The organism is Vibrio sp. V15_P4S5T153 (genome assembly GCF_963874485.1).
GTDB classification, from domain to species: domain Bacteria; phylum Pseudomonadota; class Gammaproteobacteria; order Enterobacterales; family Vibrionaceae; genus Vibrio; species Vibrio anguillarum.
Genome location: NZ_CAWNHR010000017.1, coordinates 52,786 through 76,673 on the forward strand (window position 1 = coordinate 52,786; position 23,888 = coordinate 76,673).

Below are 23,888 nucleotides of genomic sequence, written 5' to 3' on the forward strand. Positions count from 1 at the left end.
AGTTTTCCCTAATTATACATTACTGATGTATAAAAGTAAAGCTTATTGCAAGTCAGTCAAATTATTGTATAATTAAGATAAAATAGAGAGGTCTAATGAAAAATTTAATCATTGCGATGTTAAAGTTTGTATTCAGAAAATCATGCGCATCTATCGAAAAGTCAGCTTATAACATCGGTTACAGAAAAGCTCGGCAAGACTCAATCGATGAACATGAAAAGTTTCGAAACATTGTGTTTGAAGTGAATAACCCTATTGGAGAATTCATCATTGCAGTTCCCAATGAGCACCAGGACATCATTATCGGTCAAATTGTGGCGCATGATACGATTAGTAAATCGAACAGTCCTGTTGCTTGGGTTAGAGACTATGTTCGCGGTGAGGATGTCATGCTTTGGCAGAAGGCATATCCATACAATGAATCTCTTGCCGAAGTTGTTTCAGATCTCCATCCTTTCAACAGGCACGTACTTTTCTATGGTACTGAAAAGAAATTTGCCACTGTTGATGAAAATACCATTATTGGATGGGGAGAAATGAAAGACAGATTAGCGCACAATGGATTTTTTAAGGCTTACGAAGAGAGCAAAGAACCAATTGAAGATTGAGCCGATAAGTCGGCTCTTTTAAGTTACAGGTATTTACAATTAATTTATCATATAAAAAACATGAATTTTAAGTAATTGAAATGCTAGAAATTATAAATAAATTGGATGCAAACATACCTTTTGAGTTCACATTATTTTCAGTGGGTTTCCTTATAGCTATTGGTGCAACGCTCATATTCACCAAGAAGATCAATAAGTGGTCTCTTGGGTTTTCTATATTATTTGGTGCTCTTTATCATGAAATCAATAGCCTGATCTATAGTCTGTATAGTGCTTATAATGGAAACAACCAAGTATCAACTGTTGCATTCCTTGTTGTGATCCCATCAATTTTAGGTGTGCTTCTATTTTTCAAAAAACAAAGAAGCATGGATAGAGTTTTTACTTTTGGGATCATGACAGCAGTGAATCTCTTATGGTTTGTTATTCATGTATCCATGATAAGCATAAATCTTATTGACTCTATTGATAGGGATGTGTCAGTTCATGAAAAGGCAAGGATGTGTATTACGACTATTGTCATGAACAACGCCTAGTATGTAATTGGTCATCAGACAAAAAAGATAATCGAGAGTTTTACAAGGCATATAAGTCTGTTTCTGAGAATGAGAATTCAGCAATTCACAGGGTAAAGTACAATCCAAACACATTCCCTATTGCGTCTGATGATATATTAAGTAAGCATTATCAGGACTTAGGAAGTAATCAAAATGAACACACTTTCATGCTTGTTTACAATAAAAAAACAAACGTGGTTGCTAGCACGTTCAACTTTACATCGGTACAAGAGATTCATGGTAAAACCAAGCTGTATTTTTACACATGGTTTTCTTTAGCCTTAGTTGTTTGGGTGTATGGTGGCTTCTCACTTTTGATTTTTCATAAGTATAGATTTAGAAGCAGGATTAAAAAATAAGCGTTGAAAAACAAATTTAAACTTTCTTTCGTATGAATAAAGGATGAGCTGAAACTCATCCTTTAACAATTCTAATAATGCCTTATATAGCTTTCACGTAATCGGCTGGAAGTTCTCTTTGACTTTAATCCTTGAAGGGAATTTTTCATCAAGGAATTCTTCAATCTCTTTATCTGGTACACCTCTGTTTTTCATCAGTGTTCTATGAAATCGCTCAGCTTGGATTTGTTGAATTTCCTCGTAAGTTTTACCTTCTTCTTTCCAGGCAATGTTCTGATTAAGTTCAGCAAGGTATGAATCAAGTCCAGAAATGCCTGGATTGTTTTTGTTTTGATTCTTGTAGTGATTTCTATACGCTTTAGCGTAAGTTAGGCTATCCGCAGTCTCACCAACCTCTTGTTTTGCTGCGTATTGAGCACTTGCGATAGCCATAGTGTCAGGGTGAAACCCCCATCCCATAAAAACTCCTTTATTATACAATTTAAATAAGTTTATAGACTGTAGTGTAATTATCGGTATACCCAGTTCATTTTTTTACAAGCATCTTTTCTAATCTCAGGAATTGCTAAAAGAACAAACCGAATACCGATAAAAACACCAAATGTCTGCACTATTAAATTAGCAGCCATATCGTTAGGGATTTGGGATTTAACTAACGCTCCAATTACAATGAAGAGAACAATCATAATTGAAGTCAAAAGTTTGCTTTGTGCTCCATACATGGTAGCAAAGCACACATAGTGGAAAACCTTACTGTTGCTAATTTTGTTGCTCATTAGTATAGCCTGTCTAGAATATCAGCGTAATCATACGCTTTAAGTACACCTTTTGAATTAAAACCTACCTGCCCCATGTCGATCTCATAGATCCAATCTGGAACTGAACCTAGCCTTGATTCAATATCTTCAATTTCAGCTCGCTCAATGATTTCCATTGCAATTACATCAATACCCATTGGCTTAGCTAATCGAGTATGCCCATAAACAGCCCCTCCTTCAATATTTGAAGACAATAGGCTCAACTCAAAGTCATTGTACTTAAAGCCGTCTTGAGAAATTGGAACTTTAAATACAACCTTCTTTGATACGTAAGAAACTCGCGATGTTCCCAGTTTTGGCATTCCGTATTTATCAATCATCTTGCTATGAAGATCTAATAATAGCCCCTCTCCAATAAATGGGAGAATGGCTGCTAAGAAATCTTCCTTGTTGCTGTAGTGATTTTGAGAATAGGCTCTCAACATAAACTCTTCTTGCACGGGATTTTCCTGACTTAAGCAATGCCTTGCATTGCAATTTTCAATTTCGTTTATTTTATTTAGTTTTAAATGACTAGTCAAATATTTATTGACTCTATCTGTAATTAATATATATTAAAAACATAAAAAGAAAGATACTTCTTCAAGGAACTAGCTATGACAACCATGAGTAAGATTGAAACACCAAGAGATCTACCAGATTCTGGCGTTGCAGAGGGTGGCATTCAATACGCAAACTATGTTTATACCAAAGATGGTCGTATTGGTATTGCGCGAGAAAAGTCAGAAAAAGAAGGTGGTGTCGTATACGGTGTTGATTTTTACTGTTCAAATGAAATCGTAGAGGTTTCTGAATCAAAAATTTCTCACATTCCTGCTCATCCAATCTTTGATGCATACATTCAAAGCTTGCTTATTATGGACATGGTTGATAAGAACGGCAACTTCAATCAAGATGAGCGTGTTAGCCATGTTATCGAAAACTACGAAACTGATTATGTGGTTGGAGAAAGTGAGGATGTTATCTGCTATTGCCCGTTTTCAGGTACTCACTTTGAATTGAACTCAAAAACAGGCTATTACCAATGTGTTACGGGTATTGAATCCGTTCATACTAAATCACTACATGAGGGGGCGAAGCTGGCATTTGAATGGGCTTGGTCTGAAAATGGGCTGTTAGACCCTAACAGTGAGTTTTTGAAAAATTTAGCCTCAAAATATAAGGTGAAAGGTCTAAATCAGAATGTGCTAGACAAGGTGGTTGAAAACCTAACGAGCTACTTTGAAGTGACTGTTTCTGAAACATCTGGCGCTGAATTTAATCAAGCTGGTGAGTTTACTTCTAAGGCGGTGCAATCTGTATACATTGAGTCTGCGGAAGGTAAGAGCGTAAAACATGTTTTAACTGTAAATGTAGATCCAAAAACACTTTTGATTTCAATTGATTTTAAAGGTGAGATTTTCAGAGTTGAGCCTGTCGATAGCTATTACAGAAGTGATGTCTTCTCATCTCAGCTTCAAATGATTGCTTTGTTCGAGATGATGAAGGACTTAGAGGTTAACTAATCAGCTATTAATAATTAAAGAGGTCTCTATGACAGATTTAAACCGTGAAAACTATTCGAAGGAAAGCTTGTGGCTTGCTGCTGAAATCACACTGACTGAGCGAGCCGATGTTATTAAAGCGGCAAAAAACAATGCTGGTGTTTCAGTGTCGATTGATGATGTACATGGCTGGTGTATTGAAAAACACTTCTCTTTGTCACTATCAGGTCATTCTTTTACAGATTCAGAGCTAAAGGCGTATCATGTTATTAATGACCGCCTACAAAAGCTTAAAGAGCTTGGCTACTACTCTGTTGGTAGTCGCTCACTGTCACAAGAGATTGAGCAATGCTAGGGAAACAAGAGTTCATACCTTGCAAGTACCCACAACTGCTTAATTTTTATGTTTACTCATCGAAATCTTTTCCTCAAAACAATACCGATAAAGAGGTTTATGATGAGTTCATTAAATTCATGGAAAGTCTTGGTATTGTAGTAGAGCAAGGTAGAGAGAATGCCCCCTACCTATGCTTCACCGACAATGTTACCTATCATTATGATCAGCCGAACAAGTACTGGGTAAAATGTCTGGCTGGTGTTGGCAATAGAAGCGAAGGTAAGTTTATACAGACCAGGGAAGATTTAGAAAAGCTCAAGAACCTTGTTCTCTAGAATGATTAAAAAGCCTCAAGATATTCAAATCTGAGGCTTTTTTTATTATGAGCTATTAAATGGCAAGTTCAGATTCCTTGACTTCTACCCTTTTAACTCTTAGGTTTTCTGGAAACTTATGATCGTTATATTTCACAAATGAACCATCAACCATAACACTCCATCTCTCAGGGTTTCCGTAAATCTGCTTAATTTTCGCATGGTCATTTTTATCTTCTAAGTCGAAGACGGACTGTTGCTCACTGCCTGTGTACAGGCTAACCCAAAAATCAACAATGTACCGATTATCAATGACACAGAAATCATGACCAAATGCACTAGTAACTTCTTTATGAGTGCATTCAGGATTGTCCTCACAATAGAAACCGTATACTTTAGAACGTCCAGGGTATTGTTCTGCTACATACAATGCGCAGTTTGTGCATCTTCCCATTTCTTCATCGTTTGGAAGGAATGCATAAATATCAGTTTTCTCTTTCTCTTCTTCGCTAAACTGGTCAGCAGGAATCATAGAGCCGTATTCGGCATAATGAATGCCTATAGCCTGCTCAGTTCTAAACTTGCTTTCAAGTTCTTCTTTAATACTGAGTACCTTTACTTGATTATCTGAAGATAGTCCATTGAAGAAGCAATTTATGTCTTTTCCATGTTCAGTGGTTAACTCCCAGTTAACGTTTTGCAGTTGGCTTGCAGGTTCGCTGAATGGCTTTGCGCAGGTATATAAATTGAAGCGCTTCAATCCCCAGCTTGCCATTGCTTCACCTTCATCTAAAAGTACGAATGTCTTACTAGGATTGCCTAACTCATGTACGTACAGTCTTCCATTACCAGAATCAAGATTACGCTTTAGTCCAGCTAGCTTTATTGTTGTGCTCATAGTTTTTTCTTTTTTGAGTATTTTTAATTATTTTATCATTAATAATTAACCAGAAACAAATTATTATGCGATTCGTTCTTATTGAAATCATTCTTAATTTATGTATAATAAAGACATTAGCCCAGAACAATGTTCTGCCCTAATGATGGCTGTCGAGCCTGCCTCGCTCACTTTGGCATGTACGAACTTAAAACAAACTTACTGAGTCTGATATTTCTTTCTTTAATTCGGACACAGGTAATGAGCGAGCCTTTAAAAATGTCCGACCATTAGAAGGTATATATCATGCTTAAAATGACCCTAAACAGTAGTGAAGCACTACTTGAAGAACGTAAACGTATTGAAGAAGTTTTAATGTCTGAGCTTGGCAGAGCGCCGAAGGGATGCAAGCTTGATCAGTTGGTTGCAAAAATCTGGAAGCAGCCAAACTTTGAAACTGCATTAGCTTTGTCTAAGAGAAGTGATGATTCAGATCGTGTAACTGTTGCGGTAAGCGCAGCGTTGAATTTGTTAGAGTTATCCGACTTATCCAGAGATATTGTGGATAAAATCATTAATGAGATCAAAAATTCAAAGGCACCTATCTTTGTTGATAATCACGAAGAAACCATGCATAAAATCTGCCTGATCTGTATCTATCATGTGGTTAGCTCGCGTTACTCTCATCTTAGCTTTAGTAAAGATTGTACATATCAACAATTTTGGATTGATAATGATTGTTTGAAAGCTGCCACTCGATGGGCTGGATACGAATTCTATAATCACATTGCAACATTTGTTGATCATTGGTATCGAACATCTAGTGCTTGGTATACACACGGTGGAGCCGCTCATCCAGACTGTAAACTAGTGGCTCGTGTCACCTATGACACAATGATTTTATTGAAAAAAGCACTATCAAACCATTCTTTAGTATCAAAGATTGAGATTTTTGAGCGTAATAGCGCTAAGCAAATTTACTCACTGTTTTTCATGAATGGATTTCATGAGGTTGCAAATAAAATTTTCAGTGAGGGTCGAAATAAGCCTCTTCTGCTGAATGGTTTAGCTAAGCATGTTAACTCAGTAGCTCCTTTAATCGGAATCAGAGATCTAAAGGTAAAGCATTTAAAAGATGATAGCGTCACTTTTACCAGATTATCTGACTACGAGGGATTTGTCTTCACTGATAGATTTGTTTTAACACTTAAACCAAATGGGCTACAGATTCGCTATACATTGACCAAGAGCAAGGGAAATAAGGTTTTAAAGGTCGCTGGTGATTACAAGGGAGAGTTCAGAGATGTGTCAATGTTGGATGAAGTATTCTCTGCTCATTACCACGGATTTAATAGAATGAGACACCTTAAAAACTCACTAGTTGCAGGAATTGATTTCGCAATTCTATGATTACAAAAACAAGAAGTCATACTCTGGCTTCTTGTTTACTTTTACCTTCATTTACGTATAATCAAGAAAAAACCAATTAAAGATGAATTATGCAAGTTATTGATACCCTATCGAAAAAACAATTGCGTCAATTAGTGACTCAGAATCGAGGATTCTCTGTGACTTATGATGATGGAAGCAAAAATGGCGCAGGCGCTTGGTATAAGCATGGCACTACTACTTTTTACGATGAAAATGGAAAAGTTGAAGCTGAGTATGCTTATGTAGAAGATCAGTGTGATTATCTGTCCTCTAAAGGTTTTGAACCTGGAAGTATGGGCTTTGATCGACAAAAAGCATGTATCAAGCAAAACAAAAAGCTTAAGCTAAAGAATGATATTGATCTGTGTCGGTTCTTCACTCTTGATAAGGGGTTCTATAGCTTAAGAGCACTGTATGAATACAAATTAAAATCTTTGAAAACACCTTCCGAAAGACTGGAAAGTATTCATCGAAAAGTAAGCGGTAGCCCTTATGCTAATGGAAAGGTAGAGCGATGGTGTAAAAGCCAAGCTTGTGCTTGTTTAGGATGTGCAAATGGACTTCTTTCATGGGACTATGCAGAGTATTGTGATTACATTGTGTATAGACGCGCCAAAGCGCTAGAGATTATTTAGGAGAAGGTATGGAAAACATCCAGCAGATCCACCATGAGAATATTGCTTTATTCAAATTGATTCAATCAGGCACTAAACCTGTTGTTCGAATTAATGAAACGATCTTTGTCGATAGCTTTCTTGAGCCAGGCATGAAGGCTAGGGTTATTGGATGTCAGCACGACCACCTAGATTCTTGGGAGTTTGTGCTCGATTTATCAGAGTTCTATGAAGAAAACAAGCAGTACATGACAGAATACTCGGATGGCTTAAATGCGGAAGAATCTGGCAGAGTCCCTAAAAGAATGAAAGAGTCGGTTTACTGCTCAATCAGTTTTCATCCTTTGGCATTTGATGCCTTGGATGAGGCTAGATTAGATCTATACCTTAAGTATCAAAGCGAAGTTCCAGAGAAAGAGAGGGCAACTAACTCTTATATGCACTGGTTAGAATCTAAAGTTCTTGAGAAATGATTGCTAAGCCTGAATGGAAACATTCAGGTTTTTTTGTGTGTTCGAGAGAAATCGTTCCTTGTTTACAAGCAGATATTGGTCTATTTCTGAGATGCAAACCAACTCCCCTCGAACAGGCATTACTATACCTTAGTGGTATCAATTAGCAATAATTTAATTATTAATATTATCAATATAATAGCATTTAGAGCAAAAACTCGCCTTTTATGTAAGCAAAATTTGCCTTTGATCTAATTGTCTGATATTAAAGCTTTAAATGTATTTCTATGACTTGAAACATGATTAGATGGATGTATAATCGTAAAAAACAAAAGGATTCTTTATGATTAATGTGAATTTGAAGCTGTTGATAATGGCTTACATAGCAGGAATGAGTTGTTCATTCGCAGTAGCTAGCGCGGTCTACTACTTCAAACCTTTTGAGATAACAATAAGCCTCGTGTTTACAATCCTATTCGCTGGTGGAGCCGCTATGACTCTTTTAGCGTTAAAAGGATTGAAAAAAGATAAGCATCTAGGACTAGCCAAACAAGAAAATAAATAATAGACTAAAAGCAGGTATATACCTGCTTTTTTATTAATAAATTAAAAATTTCGGAATAAAAGATGAATAAGAAAACATTACTTGGCGTATGCATGGGTACGCTAGCTGTTTGTGGTGCAGCAAAATCGGGAATTGCACATGCAGAAGAAATTAGCCCACAAATAAAAACGAATAGTGTCTATGTTGTAACTGTTTCTGAATCAATCAAAGACAAGTCAAACATTATTCTCGAAAAACAAATCCTGTTGAGCAACAATAGCCCATACCATACAGTTTCAAAATTTAGTGAAAATTACTTTCTGCAAGATGCTGAAGGTGATTTTGTACTCACTAAGGAAGGAGATCCTATCATTGAGTACGGCGTGGAGCTTGAATTTAAGGGATATTCTCTTATCAACGGCAACTATGCCAGCATGAAAATCAATACGCAAACTTTGGTGAACACAGATGATTATCTAAAGCAAGGCTTTATGATTAAAGAAACTATCCCGCCAGAAATGTCATCAACATTCACTGCTACAAATATCGAACTACCAGAAATTGGTAAAGATCTTGTTGTTTCAAAAGGAAGCTTCAAAGATTCAGATAAGCAAACGTTAGTAACAATAAAAAGAGTTGAGTAATCGACTAATGGCAGGTCATCCTGCCTTTTATTAGGAATCCATAATGAAAAAATCAGTAATTATCGGTTTAGTGTCGGTATTGGCATTAGCAGGATGCTCTAGCATTGATAAAGCAGAACAAGCTCCAGATGGGCAAGAGAAGATTGAACTCAGCAAAAATCTTTCTACATACCTGGTTTCTTTGAGAGAGCATTCTCCGTCTCGATTTATGATGCCTGATGATATTTTTTCTGTTCTGGTGTCTATCCCAAAGGATTCAAGCTTTGATGGGTTTAGATATAGCGGTTCAAGTGATGATGATGGAAGTCTATCAGAAGAAGATAAGAAGACTCTCTTAACCAATCACTATTTAAATCGAAATGACAATCTAGAGATTATAATTGACGATGTAAACTATGATGAAAGTGGTAGCCCAACGGACGCATACATTTCTGTAAGCGGTAAAATTCTATCAAGTATAGAAATGGTTATGATGGGTGAGAATGATAGAATTCAGTTGCCAGTAATTACTAAATTTGGCACCGATGGTAGATTTGCACTTCCATTAGCATCAGATAAAGAAATTACCGTAATGCATTTTCAAGATAACGCCAATACGTACACATTGACAATTAAAAAGCACTAGGCTGAAATAGCAATACTTAAAGGGTTTGATAAAACTATCAAACCCTTTTCTGTTGGAGATTATTGGATAATAGGAACTTCAATGACATCGATTCTATCAAAATGATCACCGCCGTTTGATGCGGGGTTTTGCAGTTCTTTTAATATGACTTCTTTGTTATCAAGCTCAATGGGAATTTTTACATTAATAGGTCGTTTTTGCTTATGAGCGCTTACTTGTTCTTGAAACGCCAGCATAGCTTTTTCTGCAATACTCTTACTTGTATAAGTCCAGATAAGCTCGCCTTTTCCGCTATTACTTCCAAATGAGTCAATCTCTGAATATCTCAATACAAGAGCATATACGGTACTTTCAGCATCAATAGATAACTTGTATTGTTCCATTTGATGACCAGGCTTTAAAAGCTCAGGTTTTTTTATATATGCCCCAGACAATGAGTAATCTGTAATTGTTCCCCAATTATCCCAGTATACTTCCTTAGCGACTACATCCCTTTTTACTTCTTCAGTCAAAATGTACAAATTCATCTTTTAATTATTCTTGATTGGTATTTATTTGACCAAAATAATACAAGAGAAATCTGTCACTAACAATGATTCTAAACAACTAGAAAACAATTAAATCATCGATTGCTTTGTTTTCGGTTTAACATCGCTAATGGCATTCCTGATGTTACTAGAAAGTCCTTGAATCTCAATAAGTTCCTCAATAGTCGCTCGTTCCGTTCTTTTTGACCAGTCAGAAAGAGACATTTCCGTATTGATACCAAACTCGATACAGTTACCTTGATAACTACCAAGCAATCCAGAGAGAAGATGTTTGGAATGTGAAATTAATCAAATAACAATGAATCCCCTTCCTTACCCACGTAGTGGGCGCGAAGCGAGGGAGTGGAGAATGTCAAAATCATCATTTTATTGTCTGAAAAGCCATTCAGCTTTTGTTCGATATGTTCACCTAAAGCTGGAGAGCAATAGTCAGACAAACCCACGTCTGGCTCATCTAAAACAACAAGAGCTGTTTTTTCATCTTTGATTGCGCTTTCTAGACATCTAATGGTGGCGCTAATTGAGCATAACCCTGTAGATTTAAAGATCCCCTCTTTGGATTGATTAGATAAAGCGCAAAAGAGGAAGTCACTTATCGTCTTTATTAACGGTATTCGATTGTTGCAACATAGTTACCTCTTGATCGACTTGCTTTTAAACCACCGCGATACAATTTCATGATGTCTGAATCTTCATGGAAGTCATTCTTACTTACTTCACTTTTGATGAATGACATTACTTCATCATTCAGTAGTGTTAGTTCTTCATCTAGGATGCTTTCTAAGAATTTTACCTGTTCTTTTGAGTTAGCGTCATAAGCATAGAGATCAAAACTGCCGTTTTTAATATCACCATACTCATCAAATAAATCTTCCTTTTTATAAAGATATCCATTTGATAGTTTTGCTTTGCGCAGAAAACCAAAGGCAATTTCAGCGCTATATTCGTCGGCGCATCGAACTAACACATCACCATTAGTCAGATTGATAGTTTCTGGAAGCTCTGTTGCAGGGATAATCTCAGGGAAGGCGATGTTATACCCAATATGGTCAGAGACCTCAGCAAAGAAATCGTTAATCAGATCTGATTTTACAAGGAAGGATTTGTGATCTCCCAAGCCCATTGCAATGATGTGATGCATTATTTTTTCCTTAATTGATTGTTTTAAATTATACATATATAAGGGCTATAGTCAAACAAATTTTAGCTTTTAAAATGATTGACATTCATGTATCTTAGTACGGTTTTTTGAATGGTAAATAAATAATGAAAAGAAAAGTAATTGAGCACATTCCTGGTTCGCTTGGAAAGCGTAATGCAGCATTTGTTGGCTTTCACTTCAAATCGGAAGCATGGCGTGGTTTTGAATCTTTGCCTGTAGAAGCTAGAAATAAAGAGATCTTGCAAGTAGCCTTAAACCTACGCTGGGATTCAAGGTTCGGTTTTCCAGGGGGGTTAGTTGAAGAGGGTGAATCTCTAAAACATGGCGCAGTTAGAGAGGTTCGTGAAGAGCTTAATTTTAGTATTGACGAATCCAAGCTAGAATTGCTTTGTACACATCAAGTTAAAGATGATCTAAATGCGCATTTCTTTACTTATGAGATTACAGAAGAAGAAAAAAGATTGATGTATAAAAACCTTCTTGATGCTCCGCATTTTGGTTTTGAGATTTCAGGTCTTATCTTCCTACAATGCGTAAATCATGAGTCAGGTAAAGGGGTAGATAGCTTCTTAGAAAATACCTCTCTAGCTCCTGCTGTAGACATCGAAATCAAGAAATTGATGGAGAAATATGCCTGATATTAGAAAGCCCCACATATCGCTATGTAGGGCTTTTAATTAGTATGGGATCTCGACTGATACTGGGTTGATAAATAGCACTTGGTTTACCCTATCCAGTTGTTTACCTAGAAGATTTAGACCTACCCAATTTTTTGGATTCAAAATCTTAGGGTTCTTTTCATCCAAACCTACGCCCCAATTTAAGTCATTTTTTGCAGCTTCAACAAATTGCTTTGTTCCTACTGTAGCCATTGACTCACTACACACCTTGTTTTGCTGGAATTTTAATAAATTACCATAGAATACAACATCTTCACGGTTTTCTTTCCACACTTCTTCTGAGTATGGCTTAACATCTCGACCAAGCATTTTAGCTGCTTGTGGTGTCTTGGCATCAAGGATTTTTCTGAACAGGCATTTCGGATGCATACGCATAAATTCGAATACATCTTTCATGGTTGAGCTTGCGCCCAAAATCATAATTCTAGCCTTGTGAAACATCATCCAATGCTCTGCTGACTTGAATTTAAATCCTTTGTATGTAAATCCATGCTTACTCTGCTGAGAGTAAACCTCTGACTTATCATAAAAGAACACAAAGTTTTCTGTAATTAACATTTTTTATTCCACTTTTAAATATTAAAAATCGGGCTAATGCCCGATATGTAACGATGTTTTGGCTTTTACTGATTGGCTGTTTGAGGAATAGGATCAGCTATAAGCGCTTTTGTTTCGTTATACGTATGGATATCCATAATGTAGGCAACGGGTTCATTATTCATTTTTAAAACTGCTGTTTTCCCCGTCGAAGATACTTCTTCAAGAGCAGAATCTAAGTTTGACTCAAAATCTTTACTTTCTATCTCTACTTCCAACATTATTTATTTCCTATATTAATGATTCATGTTCTGAGGCTTGCAAGTCTGACAACGATTTAAAAAGGCGTTCCAGTTTTCTTTCAGTTTTTGTTTGTTTGAATCAGTCATTGAATTCAGTGATGTGATGTTTTCATTAAGCCACTGAACTGCTTTAGTTTCAACTGTTTTAATTGGTGTATCGCGAAAAGCTAAAGTCATACGATGACCATCTTTTGAAACGATGATGTTACCACGACCATGACGCGACTGAAACGAAGTGTTGTCTGGTAAAACTCGACTACCTTTTGCGCGTACCACTGGTGCTGGTGCAAAAACGCCAGTAACGTTTTTAGCTTTCAGTTCCATATCGAACCAACCACGGCTCAGTGTTAGAAAGTCAACAAGAGTAGCATTAACGTAGTTTTTCTTAATGTAGTTAAACGAATCTTTCACTTCTTGATAAGTCACTGTACCGTTTGCCGCTGCGTGTTTTACAGTTTTAGCCCATGCATCAACAATTTCAACACTGATTTTTTCTGAATCGAAAGTGCCAAGAAAAGCGCTTTTACCAGAGTTGTCAGCAAAAGACATAACAATCTTAACTTCGGTTGAGATTTTGTTCTTACGCTCAATAGCTCGCATGTAGATGCCACCTTGTGAACGCTTCTTTGTTACCGCTTTAGTGTTTTGACCACGATCTTCGAAAATCGTAAATTTTGCATCAGCGTATGATTCGCTTAGTGAATCAAGGCAGTCAAAACGGAAAGTCTTAGTTGTCTTTGTGCTAAGAGTAACGGCAAACGAACCGTAGTTTTTACTTCTCTTTACGTAAAGATATTTAACACCATTAGCCATTTCCTCCGCTTTCGCAATTAGGCTATCTAATCTTACATCTTGAGCGAGTATTTCTTGGGATGCGTTCGCCTCTAAACCTCTGATTTGCATTCTGATTGTTTCCTCTATTACAGCCAATTAATTTGAACTTTAATTTATTTGTTATTCTGTTCAGTTCGTTCGATTATACCTAGATAAAGCTAAAAGTAAAGTTTATTTTTGCCTTTTTAACACCATTGCTCGCGACATAGTTGCATAAGCAACAATAAACACACTACTTGCCTCTAAGTAATTGATTTTATTGCTAGTAAAATTTTAGTTCATACATTTAATTTGCGGCTTACTGGTGCGTTATAGGTTGGTTTCCTAATTATTTCGCCTATGTTCATATGATACCACGATTGAACTTATGACAAAACGGAATGCTGGTTATTTTTTAATTAGTTTGATGAATAAATCTTGCGCAGGCTTCTTCTTGAGACGCGCTGAAACACAATGAGCCAAAGTGAGCTAATCGCCTCATCACAGGTTTACCTGTGTTACGTATTAGTTGACTTACAAAGATTTCATCTTCAGAAAAATAAGTGCCGTATTCCAAAGATCAGATGATTGACCATGCTCACTCGTAATGACCATACTCGCTTGGTTTGATCATACTTGCTCGAAAAGACCATACTCGCTCTAAATGACCATACTTGGTATTTTTGACCAAACTCGCTTGATTTGATTGAGTTTGGTGCTATCATCCTGTTCAGAATATATTTTTTCTAATATCACTAACCTTGGGGAAGGCGGATATCATGACAAATCTTCGTGCAGAGAATATACAAGCGCTTAAGCGTCAACGCACAGCTCTAGAAAAACACCGTAAAGTAAAGAGCATGACTTCAGGTAAAGTAGAAGTTAAAGAAGAGCTAATTGAGCAGTTTTACTCTAAAAAGCAGCTTGTAGGCGCTTTAAATATCAGCGATGCTCAGTTTGAAGAGGTCAAAAAAGGTATGATTGAGGACGGTTATATCTTCAATCAGAATAATAGTAATCAATATCAGCTTGATAGGGTTCAAGCGATTGAGTTTGTAAAGCGGTGCGGTGTTAAGTCTTTCAAGGAAATAAGGAAAGAGAAAAATATCAGCCCTAGTGTTGTCGTAGTTCAAACAGCTAAGGGTGGTGTTGGTAAAAGCACAACTGCTCAAGGTGTTGCTATTGAAGCTGCTTTAGACCCTATTAGAAACATGCGTGTTTGCCTAGTCGATTTCGATCCTCAAGGTACTCAAAGAGTATTTCTTTCGAAAGAAGCAGTGGACGCTAAGGATGACAACTACATTTCTTTTGTAGATAAGTTCCAAGACTGGATGGATGACGATCTAGAAACACGCAAAGAAAAGCGTGAATTCTATCGTAATGAATTACTAGAGGATGTCATTATTCCTACTAGCGTTCCTGCGCTAAAACTAATCCCTTCTGTTCTGACTGACCTTTCATTCCAGCTTTATTCATCAGCGAAGCTACTTGAGGAAGGTAAGCTATGCTCTATGTCATATGTTAGGGATATGATTATCGAGCCTCTTAAAGATGATTTTGACCTGTTTGTATTCGACTTGGGTCCAAGTCCAGACATGTTCTTAATGAATGCGCTGTACGCTGCTACAGACCTTCTAATGCCTGCTACGGGTAAACCTATCGACTTTAGAGCTTATGAGAAGCATCTTGTTAACCTTGAATATGTTTTCAAGGAAATGCTGCCTGAAGATTGGAAGGGTTTGAACTCTATTAAAACAATTATCAATAGAGCAACAAAGGCTGATAAAGTAGTTTGGAAAAATGTAAGCACAATACTAAGCGTTTCTGATTGTTTGCCAGAAATCATACAGGAGTCTGTGGCGTTCTCTCAATCGGCAGAGGACTACAAGCCAATCCAACTATACAAAACAAGAAAAGCTAGCGTTAGAGAGGCGCAGAACTCCATGAATAGGCTTTATCAGTCTTACATCGACGTTGTCTCTGAAAGGTTTCTTTAGGAGGGTGAGATATGAATGATCGTTTCGTTTCCCCAAGCAAAAAAAAGAAGGCTACCTCTACAGGAGGAAGCTTCAACCACCAGGCAAATGCTGAGGCGTTAGGTAAGTCTGTAAAAGTGGTGGCTCAAGCAATTAACTCCCACATTGAAGAGTTAAATAGAGTAGATATCAATCAGTTTTTAGGCGAGCTGACAAAAGAGTTAGAGGTTGACCTGTCTGGCTTTAGCGGTTTGGTCAACGTTAATTCATCTGGCACGTTTTATTTAACTAGCCCACTTTATGGTGAGACTGAGTTAAGACCAATGGAGCTTCGCACTTACAAGTACGACGAAATTGAGTCAAAAACTGTTGTCAATACGAGATCAAATGCCCGTATTCAAGAACTTCTTAACTCTCTATCTTTACAAGATATTTTAGGTACTCTTCAGGAGTCTGGTCAAAGCCTGCCAGCTATCGGTGTTGAAATCGATGATGGTAATGGTGGTAAAGTAGTCGAGATTATTGACGGTAGTCGTCGTAGACGAAGCTGCATTATTGCAGAGAAAGATTATTACGTCTTTGTTCTGAAGGGTAATGTAACAGCCATTCAAAGAAAATTTCTTCGAGAAACATTCAAGGCTACTAAAGAGCACTCGTTCTTAGAGGAATGTATTGCAATAGCTGCGGATCTTCATGAGTATAAAACTGAGAATACTAAAGCGAGTATCGAAGAGTTTTCGAATATTGATTCAAAATACAGTTCGAGTAAAGTAAAGAGAATGGTGTCTTTTACAAAGATTCCACTTTCAATTATCAAGCATTTTTCAGATATCACTCTGAGATACAATTTTTTCGATAAGAGCTTATACCCTCTGTACACGAAATTTAATGCGTTAAACATGCTTGATGTTCTCGATGCGAACTTAAAGAATGAAGTTAGAGTGTTTGAAGAGCATGTTGATGATGATAACGATCTATCAGATGTTAACTTTAACGTTATTCCTGATCCATATGCAAAATCGGTGATCGATAAACTTGATGGGCTTGCTGAGCAATTATCTGAAATTTCGGAAGATATGTTTCTTTATGTACCAAGAGAAGCAATCACCGAACGGTTTGTGTCACATTTAGCTTACCCTCTCTATATCAAAGCCAATGATCTGGGTATATTAGATGAAATTGTTGTTGAGCTTAAAAATCATAGAGTACCTATAGAAGCCACTGATGATGCGCCAGAAACCGTATCTGAGCACATACCACTGGAAAGGTTGGAAAGTGCATTTAAAACAATTCTAGATGGACTAAGCAGCTACCAAGATGATAACAAGGGAAGATCTGGTATTGATGGTCAGGTTGAAGCCCCTGAGAATGTTGTGCCTGCACCCAAAAAAGCTCGAACAGTTTATCATTGGGGATCTTTGAAAAGCAAAAAGTACATCAGATCAACTCAAAAAGAGTCTGGTGAGTTAATGATTAGCTTCAAAGGTGCTAGCGATGAAGTTAAAGAAAAGACGTTAGAATACCTCAATAAGCTAATGCAAGAAGAAGACTAGAAAACTGATATTGGGGGCTTAGCCCCCTTTTGTTAGTAATCATAACCAAGCTCAAAATCATTATATGGGTTCACTTCTACGATTTTGGCAGACTCTAATAATTGCTGATCAATAATTACAATCTCTTTTTCTCCAGGCTTTCCATACATTGCTTCGGCTGTATATCCAGATATTTTGAGATTCTTACATAGAAATTCATTAGCCATTTTAGCACATTCAATCTCTGTAAGATCTGGATTAAGGTTTGATATGGCGTGATTTAAAGCTGAATGAATATCCCCCAAAGAGAAGTCCTCATGGTGAAAATCAGGTGTGTTTTTGATTAAAGACTGAAACGCGGCATTAAATTTTTGACTAAGGTTATCGAAATCCTCTTGGAATCCATCATCGAAGTCATAGTCATCAAAAGCTCTGTGTATACATATGTCTTTTAGATCTGTACTGCAAGTTGCAGAAGGATATATTTCATCATCATCAGGATCTACGTCATAAGTCTCGTCAAACCCCTTATCAAGCAAGTTCTCAATAATTGATTCAAAATCAGTATCTTCATCTATAAAGACACCTGCATCAGCCAAATATTTCAAAGTTTCGGGGTCGAAATCTTGTGGGTTTACATGCTTGTTACAAAAGTCGATATAGATATCTATTAGATCATCTGATTCATACAGAGTTTCACTCCAGTCCTTCAAATCAGAAATATCTATGTGTGGGATTGAGACATGATACAGCACACCTCTATGAGGGCAAGAGTATGCTTTGCCATTACCATTATTGGTTAGTACGTTCAAAAACTTTATATGTTCAGACATGCCAGAGAAGTGGTCAATTGCTTGATCAAATCCTTTCGACTCAATTACCTCTATAACCTCATACGGTATGGTTTCAGGTTCGATTATTTTAGATTTATACATGTATGTAGGATCTGCACCATCATATGTTTTGTATGTTGATAGATAATCTTTGGCTAAGTCAGGACTTCCAAAATAAAACCCAAAACCGTGCCTTGCTAAACCAGTACCAGTACCTATTTTATTGAAGTCAAACTTGTCGAATCTTTTTGGGGTGGCTGTAAAAGTGGTTATCATTTCAAATTCTCTTAGTTATTTTAATAATTATATCATTCATAAGCAGGAACTTGAATTGAAGCAAGTCCTCAAACTGCGTATAATTAATATTAAAATAAAAATAGAGAAAACTACAATGAAAATGGAAGTTGAAAGGTACGGATTTTTTGTTTGTGCTCAAAATGATGTTATCACTCTTGCTGGTGGTTCAAGATCTGGTAATAGTCGCGCTCATGAAACCCGATTGAAATACATCATTATGGATAACCATAGAATAAAGTCTTTAATGAGAGAAGGCATTGATCAAGTAGAGGCACAAAGGCTTTCTGAAGTTGGGCATGTGGAATTATTTGTCGAAGATGGTACTCTTTTCGATGTAAATGGCTTGGTTAATATCGTTATCAAAAATGAAAAGAATTTCAAAGAGAGAAGACAGGGGTATGCAACAAAAGTAATTCAATCGATTGTTGCAACCACTGGAAAAGATCTTGAGATTATGGACATTCAACCAGGCAATGCAGCTCGATTTTGGAAATCTCTAGGAACAGTATTCCACAATGGACATGGAAAGGAAATTACTAACGCCATAACCAAAAAGTCAGGGATTGTTCATGGTACTGTTTCAAAAGAAAAAGTCCTGTCAATCTCAAAAGAAAAGAATAAGGAAGCTTCCTTCGATATCTAAAAAGACAACCCCAGCGACTCTGCTGGGGTTTGATGCTCAAGGTTTGTAGAAACATAGTTCGTTTATAAACTCCAAACTACTTTTGGTTTCAAGCATCATATTATTTCTTCTTATAAGGTTAATTTCTTCGGGGTCTGTGTTTATTCGAATCCCAATTGCATCAGGGATATCCATTAAAATAGAGCTATGCTGCATTCTAAGCCTACCAACTGATTGTCCAGCTCCGAATTCAAGTACAGTCACATTTAAATCATCATGTCGAAAAATATTGTAATACCATTGGTTGAACAACTTAGCCTGAATATCTGTCCTATCACTTTTAAATTCAAAATCTTCAAACATAAGAATGTTGGGTCTAGCGATTGATTCACATTTAGGACAGTAAACTTTATGTTCAGGAACAAGGTTATTATCCACTTCAATTTTTTCATTAATGGGAAAAATTGGTGAATCGCAACTGTATTTTCCGCATTGCCAGTGATTTATTGAACCGTGAACCTCGTAGATTTTATCCTTGGAATAGCCAGCTTTTTCAAAGTGTTCGTCCACATTTGTTGTTAAAACAAAGTAGTCGATATTATTTTCATTAATAAAATCTAAAAGCTTTTTGTATCCAATATGAGGATTAGTTGAATCATAAAGATTTTTTCTATGGATATAAAACCCTTGAAAGAGATCTTCGTTTTCATAAAGCATCTCTGGCGAGGATACCTGAGTAAACTCTTTTCCATTCAATTGTGGGTAGTTATCCCAAAACCCATTATTGGATCTAAACACTGGTAAACCGCTATCAGCAGAAAACCCCGCTCCAGCTAAAATTATCAGCTTGTCAGTTTTTCTTAAAATTTCTCTAATTTTTTTCATGACTATATATTTCATTTTTAATTTATAATTTATAATTTATAATTTATAATTTTTAGAGATGATATTATAGTTTCACTTTTAATCAAGGTGTTTACAAAAAGAAAGCCCCGCATAAGCGGGGCAAGTTCGATTACTTTACTCTGAATGCTCCATTTGATACTTCTACCCAAATCCCCTCCCCTACTCTCAATACTTGTTGATTGGTGTAGATGTGAGAATATTGCTCAATGATAGTGTATTCCTTTACGACTCCATTACCGTTAACAACAGTAAAACTATCCCAACAATTGAATTCTTTGAACTTTCGATTTTTAGCTTGGATCAGAAACTCAATTGGGAATTCATCTTCTCCGCTGTAAACATGCTCATTCAGTTCTGATTGATTAATTAATTCATGTAGTTCATTAAGTTTGAAATCGTATTCATTTTTTTTCGCTGGCGGGACAAGCCACAAATTGTAGGCATTTTCAAATACGCCTGGTTTATTGGTGATTTCAGGGTATGTATTAATGAAGTGTTTTTCTGCATCACTAGCGCTAACCAGATCTTTCAGAAATTTATCATAAGATGACTCATTCCATGACTCTGAAATCTTCTTTAAATGTGAGTATGAGGTATACCCAAACTGTTGAGAAAACTCATTTAATATCTTAGTGATTTTCTTTTTAAGGGTGAATTCTGAGCATACAAAATTATTTAAAGTCTTGATGTCATTTTTAAGTTGGATTGCTTCTTTTACAGAAAAATAGATGCGTTGGTTCATGATAGTAATTTCCGATTTTATGCCAATAAGCACCACTCTTACTGACTGGAAAAAACAATCAGTAATTTTAATTTAAACTACCCTATGCATACGCTTTGCCTTTGTGGTGGGTCAGGACTAGGTGTTGCCCTAACTCTCAAACTACAACAACTAAGAAACCGTGTCAATTTAAGATGGTTTAATGTGTGCTTGCTTATTGGAAACAAATCAAAACCATACTGCTATATCGGTTAGGTTCCTAACTCGGAATTCTTGAAGATGAATATGGGTACTATGCAGTTGAATGGCTTGCCGCAGCGTCTACCAGATCAAGCTCCAAGTTCTCGGTTAGGTTCCTAACTTGGAAATCTTCAGACGAATATGGGTACTATGCAGTCCAAGGGATTGCCGCAGCGTCTACCAGGTCAAACTGTATTTTCTCGGTTAGGTTCCTAACTTGGAATTCTTCAAGACGAAAACGGGTACTATGCTGTCGAAGGGTTTGCCGTAATGTCTACCAGAGTAAGCTCTATTTTCTCGGTTAGGTTCCTAACTTGGAATTTCCCAAGACGAATACGGGTAAAATTCAGTCGAAGGGCTTTCCGCAGCGTCTACCAGATCAAGCTCTAATTTCTCGGTTAGGTTCCTAACTTGGAAATTCCCAAGATGAATATGGGGACTATGCAGTTGAATGGTTGTGTTGAGATAATAAAGATTAAGTTCGTCCGAAAGAACGATTTGAGATAATGAAGTTTGCCCGTAGCGCATAATTCAATGGTTCAGTTCGCTTAGGTTGAATTGAAAAGTAGGGATTAGTAATGGAGAAATAATTGGTTGTGGGTGATATTAGAAAATCCCAAGCTTGGGATTTTCTATTTATCTACTTGTTAATTATCGCAATAAAACAGCGTCTTATTGTTAGGCTCGATAATCTAAGTCCCATTAAAGTGCATTGCCTTGCATCGAAATGCCTTTCTTTAGTAAATACCAGCATTGAATAACGGATCAGATTTTTGAATTCCTAGTGTGTATTCGGACACTTCAAAGTTAGATTCAATGCAGTGAAATAATTCATCTACTTTAGATTGAAGTTTGTTGTCTAGACCTGCAAAAGATTTATGTGGATAGGCAGGGAAAACCCCTTTGATGAAATCTATGTCTATGACAATAAAATCGACCATATGAAACTTAACGATTTCATCCAAACACTTCTGGAAATCATTAATATTTGAATAGCTAAACGAGCCTAAAACGAAAATAGATTCAGCACTACGCAGATCATTGAATTGTTTTGCTGCATTAGACAAGTAACAGAAATCGTTCGTAAACATATCCATATAATCATAGTAGTATCCAAGATATCCATCAGCTTCTGATAGATCGAAAGCTGTTCCTGAAACAATCGCTTTCTTGGATAGTTTAGCTTCGACGTTGTAAATGCGAGGTACATTTAGCGGTATAGGAAGTTTTGATAGCTTTTCATATCGAGCATCACTTGGGTCTTCAAAATAATAAATATCATCATCTTCATCGATCCCATCAAGCTCAGATTGAGCTTCTTGATACTCTAACTCTATCTCTGAAATTTTTTCTTCTATCTCATCAGATTCGATAATAATTTCTCCTTCAAGGTAGTCTAGAACCGTTGAACGAGCATATGGTTTCGATATTAACTCAACCTCATCAATAGTTTGTTTACAGTAGAAGCTCTCATCAGCGAGTTCAAAACGATAGCATTGTGTTTGAATATCATCATTAAAGCGAGGGATAACAATTGAACTAATTGGCTTACTGAGCCAATTATTAGCTTTGCAGATGGTGAGAAATAGTTCGTTAATCGCCTGCTTAGATTCTTTGCTCCAAATATCATCACTACAAACATTCTCGTACTTGTCATAGCTAATTGATTCAAATTTATCTCCAAGCATAGGTTTCCACACGTTTTCGATGTAGAAATCTCTTTCAGCATATTTTTTGTTGATAAGAAAGTCATTAATAAACCCAACACTTATACAGCCCAGTGCTTTTTGATTGATTGGCTCACCTGTAACAACGGAAACTAAGTTAAGCTGTAAGAGTTCCATTACTGTGATATCAAAATTTTGGGGCGTGATTGTGAATAGTCCACCATCCTCAAGCATGATGTTCTCATTTCCCAATGAAGATATAATAGAGTTTTCTACTTGTTGCCAAAGATCTCTGCTTTTAATGCACTCACTGAATGGTTGATAGAGTTTGCTATAGATGTCTTTAAATTTACTTGCAGAGATATTGTGAGTGTTCGGGATATAGCTAACTCGCTCATCACCCAAGAGAAGCCTCAACAGCTTTAGGTTTGATTTGTCAGGAGATGACCAAGTGCCATCACCATTTGGAATGATTGAAACATCACCTGTAATAAGATACTTAAACCCACTATCAACCGCCATCATCATTAAGTAGCTTGCATCTTCTTCTTTAAACTTAGGTTTGGGAGCACTTTGTAGTATCTCCATAATTTCTGACTGGCTTAGCTCCAGACCAGAAGGATAGGGAAAGGTAGATAAAGATGTTCTATAGCTTACTCCTGCTAATTCCATCAGAGACTTATGGAGTCTAGCTGGAAGTGAGGGATCGCAAAGTGAAATAGGAAGAACAGATAACAATCCATTGGAACTCTTTTGCTCTAATGCATGAGCTAAAGCCTCTCGAATGACAGAGAGCTTTATCGTAGTACCTGCTTGTGAATTGACATCTTTTTGAAGCGAGCGAACGCAATTCGCAAATTGCTCTTTGTTTTTTATAGTCATGCTAAATCCTTATACAGCACGAGTTGATTTAAAGTGCTATGCGTATATGGAAAAAGCCAGTTACCAAAAATACTTGCAAACACTGAGGTCTTAATAATAAAAGGTGTTCGAGTTCAACTCATCTCAGGCACCTCTGCCATTTCTTAAAAATAGCATACTTGAACGAAAAGCAAAACTGCTCAGATATCAATTATGAAGGGATAATTTATTCCGTTAAAACAAGGAGAATAGCAATAGATTTTACCTGTGTGGTGTTAGTTTTATCCAAATCATGTCAGGGCAGTGGAATAATGGGTACTATGCTGTCTAAGGGCTTCACAGTTGTCTGACAGAGAAGGTTCAATTTTCTCGGTTAGGTTCCTAACTTGGAATTCTCCAAGACGAATACGGGTAAAATTCAGTCGAAGGGTTTGCCTTGGAATCTGACAAACACGATTTCATTTCTCGGTTAGGTTCCTAACTCGGAATTTTTCCAAGATGAATATGGATACTATGCTGTCGAAGGG

General features: G+C 36.7%; 28 protein-coding genes. 15 read left to right on the forward strand and 13 right to left on the reverse strand.

Features of this window, described 5'->3' with window-relative positions:
- The first annotated feature begins 95 nt into the window (after positions 1 to 95).
- Both AACT42_RS10400 and AACT42_RS10405 read left to right on the forward strand, forming a co-directional pair.
- The gene (locus AACT42_RS10400; protein WP_094133860.1) at positions 96 to 608 is read left to right on the forward strand and encodes a hypothetical protein; all 513 of its coding nucleotides are present in this window, start codon (positions 96 to 98) and stop codon (positions 606 to 608) included.
- Between the two features lie 80 nt (positions 609 to 688).
- Positions 689 to 1,144, forward strand: a complete 456-nt coding sequence (locus AACT42_RS10405) for a TMEM14 family protein (protein ID WP_094133861.1) — start codon at positions 689 to 691, stop codon at positions 1,142 to 1,144.
- Between the two features lie 473 nt (positions 1,145 to 1,617).
- Here the strand turns inward: AACT42_RS10405 and AACT42_RS10410 are convergent, their stop codons facing one another.
- Genes AACT42_RS10410 through AACT42_RS10420 form a run of 3 tightly spaced genes read right to left on the reverse strand, consistent with a single transcriptional unit; the run spans position 1,618 to position 2,782 of the window.
- A complete protein-coding gene (locus AACT42_RS10410; protein ID WP_094182769.1) occupies positions 1,618 to 1,983 on the reverse strand; it encodes a hypothetical protein in 366 nt (121 codons plus the stop codon).
- Positions 1,984 to 2,033: 50 nt separating this feature from the next.
- The gene (locus AACT42_RS10415) at positions 2,034 to 2,300 is read right to left on the reverse strand and encodes a hypothetical protein (protein ID WP_094182770.1); all 267 of its coding nucleotides are present in this window, start codon (positions 2,298 to 2,300) and stop codon (positions 2,034 to 2,036) included.
- On the reverse strand, positions 2,300 to 2,782 hold the full coding sequence (locus tag AACT42_RS10420; protein WP_094182771.1) for a hypothetical protein: 483 nt from the start codon (positions 2,780 to 2,782) through the stop codon (positions 2,300 to 2,302). Before AACT42_RS10420 ends, AACT42_RS10415 begins: the two co-directional genes overlap by 1 nt.
- Positions 2,783 to 2,938: 156 nt before the next feature.
- Here AACT42_RS10420 and AACT42_RS10425 point away from each other — a divergent pair, with 156 nt between their 5' ends.
- The 3 genes from AACT42_RS10425 to AACT42_RS10435 are packed head-to-tail and all read left to right on the forward strand — an operon-like array spanning position 2,939 to position 4,498.
- Positions 2,939 to 3,847, forward strand: a complete 909-nt coding sequence (locus AACT42_RS10425; RefSeq protein WP_094133240.1) for a hypothetical protein — start codon at positions 2,939 to 2,941, stop codon at positions 3,845 to 3,847.
- 28 nt (positions 3,848 to 3,875) lie between these two features.
- A complete protein-coding gene (locus tag AACT42_RS10430) occupies positions 3,876 to 4,181 on the forward strand; it encodes a hypothetical protein (protein ID WP_094133241.1) in 306 nt (101 codons plus the stop codon).
- Positions 4,175 to 4,498 carry a hypothetical protein gene (locus AACT42_RS10435; protein ID WP_094133242.1) on the forward strand — a complete coding sequence of 108 codons (324 nt, stop codon included), beginning with the start codon at positions 4,175 to 4,177 and terminating at the stop codon, positions 4,496 to 4,498. The genes AACT42_RS10430 and AACT42_RS10435 overlap by 7 nt, the downstream gene beginning before the upstream one ends.
- Positions 4,499 to 4,553: 55 nt before the next feature.
- On the opposite strand, the gene AACT42_RS10440 is transcribed toward AACT42_RS10435, so the two are convergent.
- Positions 4,554 to 5,375 (reverse strand): hypothetical protein, encoded by an 822-nt coding sequence (locus tag AACT42_RS10440; protein ID WP_094133243.1) that lies wholly within the window; start codon positions 5,373 to 5,375, stop codon positions 4,554 to 4,556.
- A gap of 285 nt (positions 5,376 to 5,660) precedes the next feature.
- On the opposite strand from AACT42_RS10440, the gene AACT42_RS10445 reads away from it, so the two are divergent.
- The 6 genes from AACT42_RS10445 to AACT42_RS10470 all read left to right on the forward strand — a co-directional run bounded on the left by AACT42_RS10445 (position 5,661) and on the right by AACT42_RS10470 (position 9,664).
- The gene (locus AACT42_RS10445; protein WP_094131582.1) at positions 5,661 to 6,764 is read left to right on the forward strand and encodes a hypothetical protein; all 1,104 of its coding nucleotides are present in this window, start codon (positions 5,661 to 5,663) and stop codon (positions 6,762 to 6,764) included.
- Positions 6,765 to 6,853: 89 nt separating this feature from the next.
- Positions 6,854 to 7,420, forward strand: a complete 567-nt coding sequence (locus AACT42_RS10450) for a hypothetical protein (protein WP_094131581.1) — start codon at positions 6,854 to 6,856, stop codon at positions 7,418 to 7,420.
- Positions 7,421 to 7,428: 8 nt separating this feature from the next.
- The gene (locus AACT42_RS10455) at positions 7,429 to 7,872 is read left to right on the forward strand and encodes a hypothetical protein (RefSeq protein ID WP_094131580.1); all 444 of its coding nucleotides are present in this window, start codon (positions 7,429 to 7,431) and stop codon (positions 7,870 to 7,872) included.
- A gap of 322 nt (positions 7,873 to 8,194) precedes the next feature.
- Entirely contained in the window at positions 8,195 to 8,416 is a 222-nt protein-coding gene (locus AACT42_RS10460; RefSeq protein WP_094133097.1) for a hypothetical protein, read from the forward strand.
- A gap of 62 nt (positions 8,417 to 8,478) precedes the next feature.
- Positions 8,479 to 9,039, forward strand: coding sequence for a hypothetical protein (locus AACT42_RS10465; protein WP_094133096.1), 561 nt, complete (start codon positions 8,479 to 8,481; stop codon positions 9,037 to 9,039).
- A gap of 43 nt (positions 9,040 to 9,082) precedes the next feature.
- Positions 9,083 to 9,664: a lipoprotein gene (locus tag AACT42_RS10470; RefSeq protein WP_094133095.1), complete on the forward strand. Its 582-nt coding sequence runs from the start codon at positions 9,083 to 9,085 to the stop codon at positions 9,662 to 9,664.
- A 59-nt stretch (positions 9,665 to 9,723) separates the two neighbouring features.
- Here the strand turns inward: AACT42_RS10470 and AACT42_RS10475 are convergent, their stop codons facing one another.
- Both AACT42_RS10475 and AACT42_RS10480 read right to left on the reverse strand, forming a co-directional pair.
- Entirely contained in the window at positions 9,724 to 10,176 is a 453-nt protein-coding gene (locus AACT42_RS10475; protein ID WP_141193211.1) for a hypothetical protein, read from the reverse strand.
- Between the two features lie 640 nt (positions 10,177 to 10,816).
- Complete coding sequence (locus AACT42_RS10480; RefSeq protein ID WP_094133093.1) at positions 10,817 to 11,353, reverse strand: hypothetical protein; 537 nt, start codon at positions 11,351 to 11,353, stop codon at positions 10,817 to 10,819.
- A gap of 125 nt (positions 11,354 to 11,478) precedes the next feature.
- Between AACT42_RS10480 and AACT42_RS10485 the strand changes: the two genes are divergently transcribed.
- On the forward strand, positions 11,479 to 12,012 hold the full coding sequence (locus AACT42_RS10485) for an NUDIX domain-containing protein (protein ID WP_020332299.1): 534 nt from the start codon (positions 11,479 to 11,481) through the stop codon (positions 12,010 to 12,012).
- A 39-nt stretch (positions 12,013 to 12,051) separates the two neighbouring features.
- On the opposite strand, the gene AACT42_RS10490 is transcribed toward AACT42_RS10485, so the two are convergent.
- From AACT42_RS10490 to AACT42_RS10500, 3 genes are all read right to left on the reverse strand, one after another.
- On the reverse strand, positions 12,052 to 12,612 hold the full coding sequence (locus AACT42_RS10490) for an NADAR family protein (RefSeq protein ID WP_094133092.1): 561 nt from the start codon (positions 12,610 to 12,612) through the stop codon (positions 12,052 to 12,054).
- A gap of 65 nt (positions 12,613 to 12,677) precedes the next feature.
- The gene (locus tag AACT42_RS10495; RefSeq protein WP_094133091.1) at positions 12,678 to 12,872 is read right to left on the reverse strand and encodes a type II toxin-antitoxin system Phd/YefM family antitoxin; all 195 of its coding nucleotides are present in this window, start codon (positions 12,870 to 12,872) and stop codon (positions 12,678 to 12,680) included.
- 15 nt (positions 12,873 to 12,887) lie between these two features.
- Positions 12,888 to 13,796 carry a hypothetical protein gene (locus AACT42_RS10500; protein WP_094133090.1) on the reverse strand — a complete coding sequence of 303 codons (909 nt, stop codon included), beginning with the start codon at positions 13,794 to 13,796 and terminating at the stop codon, positions 12,888 to 12,890.
- Positions 13,797 to 14,485: 689 nt separating this feature from the next.
- Between AACT42_RS10500 and AACT42_RS10505 the strand changes: the two genes are divergently transcribed.
- A complete protein-coding gene (locus AACT42_RS10505) occupies positions 14,486 to 15,703 on the forward strand; it encodes a ParA family protein (protein WP_094133089.1) in 1,218 nt (405 codons plus the stop codon).
- 11 nt (positions 15,704 to 15,714) lie between these two features.
- Positions 15,715 to 17,235: a ParB N-terminal domain-containing protein gene (locus tag AACT42_RS10510; protein WP_094133088.1), complete on the forward strand. Its 1,521-nt coding sequence runs from the start codon at positions 15,715 to 15,717 to the stop codon at positions 17,233 to 17,235.
- A gap of 32 nt (positions 17,236 to 17,267) precedes the next feature.
- Here the strand turns inward: AACT42_RS10510 and AACT42_RS10515 are convergent, their stop codons facing one another.
- Positions 17,268 to 18,323 carry a hypothetical protein gene (locus AACT42_RS10515; RefSeq protein ID WP_094133087.1) on the reverse strand — a complete coding sequence of 352 codons (1,056 nt, stop codon included), beginning with the start codon at positions 18,321 to 18,323 and terminating at the stop codon, positions 17,268 to 17,270.
- On the opposite strand from AACT42_RS10515, the gene AACT42_RS10520 reads away from it, so the two are divergent.
- Positions 18,313 to 18,987 carry a hypothetical protein gene (locus tag AACT42_RS10520; RefSeq protein WP_094133086.1) on the forward strand — a complete coding sequence of 225 codons (675 nt, stop codon included), beginning with the start codon at positions 18,313 to 18,315 and terminating at the stop codon, positions 18,985 to 18,987. The two genes, AACT42_RS10515 and AACT42_RS10520, sit on opposite strands and share 11 nt — an antisense overlap.
- Positions 18,988 to 19,023: 36 nt before the next feature.
- Here AACT42_RS10520 and AACT42_RS10525 read toward each other — a convergent pair whose 3' ends face one another.
- From AACT42_RS10525 to AACT42_RS10535, 3 genes are all read right to left on the reverse strand, one after another.
- Positions 19,024 to 19,851: an SIR2 family NAD-dependent protein deacylase gene (locus tag AACT42_RS10525; protein WP_176432205.1), complete on the reverse strand. Its 828-nt coding sequence runs from the start codon at positions 19,849 to 19,851 to the stop codon at positions 19,024 to 19,026.
- A gap of 130 nt (positions 19,852 to 19,981) precedes the next feature.
- Complete coding sequence (locus AACT42_RS10530; RefSeq protein WP_094133084.1) at positions 19,982 to 20,614, reverse strand: hypothetical protein; 633 nt, start codon at positions 20,612 to 20,614, stop codon at positions 19,982 to 19,984.
- Between the two features lie 956 nt (positions 20,615 to 21,570).
- Positions 21,571 to 23,382 (reverse strand): hypothetical protein, encoded by a 1,812-nt coding sequence (locus tag AACT42_RS10535; protein ID WP_094133083.1) that lies wholly within the window; start codon positions 23,380 to 23,382, stop codon positions 21,571 to 21,573.
- Positions 23,383 to 23,888 lie beyond the last annotated feature (506 nt).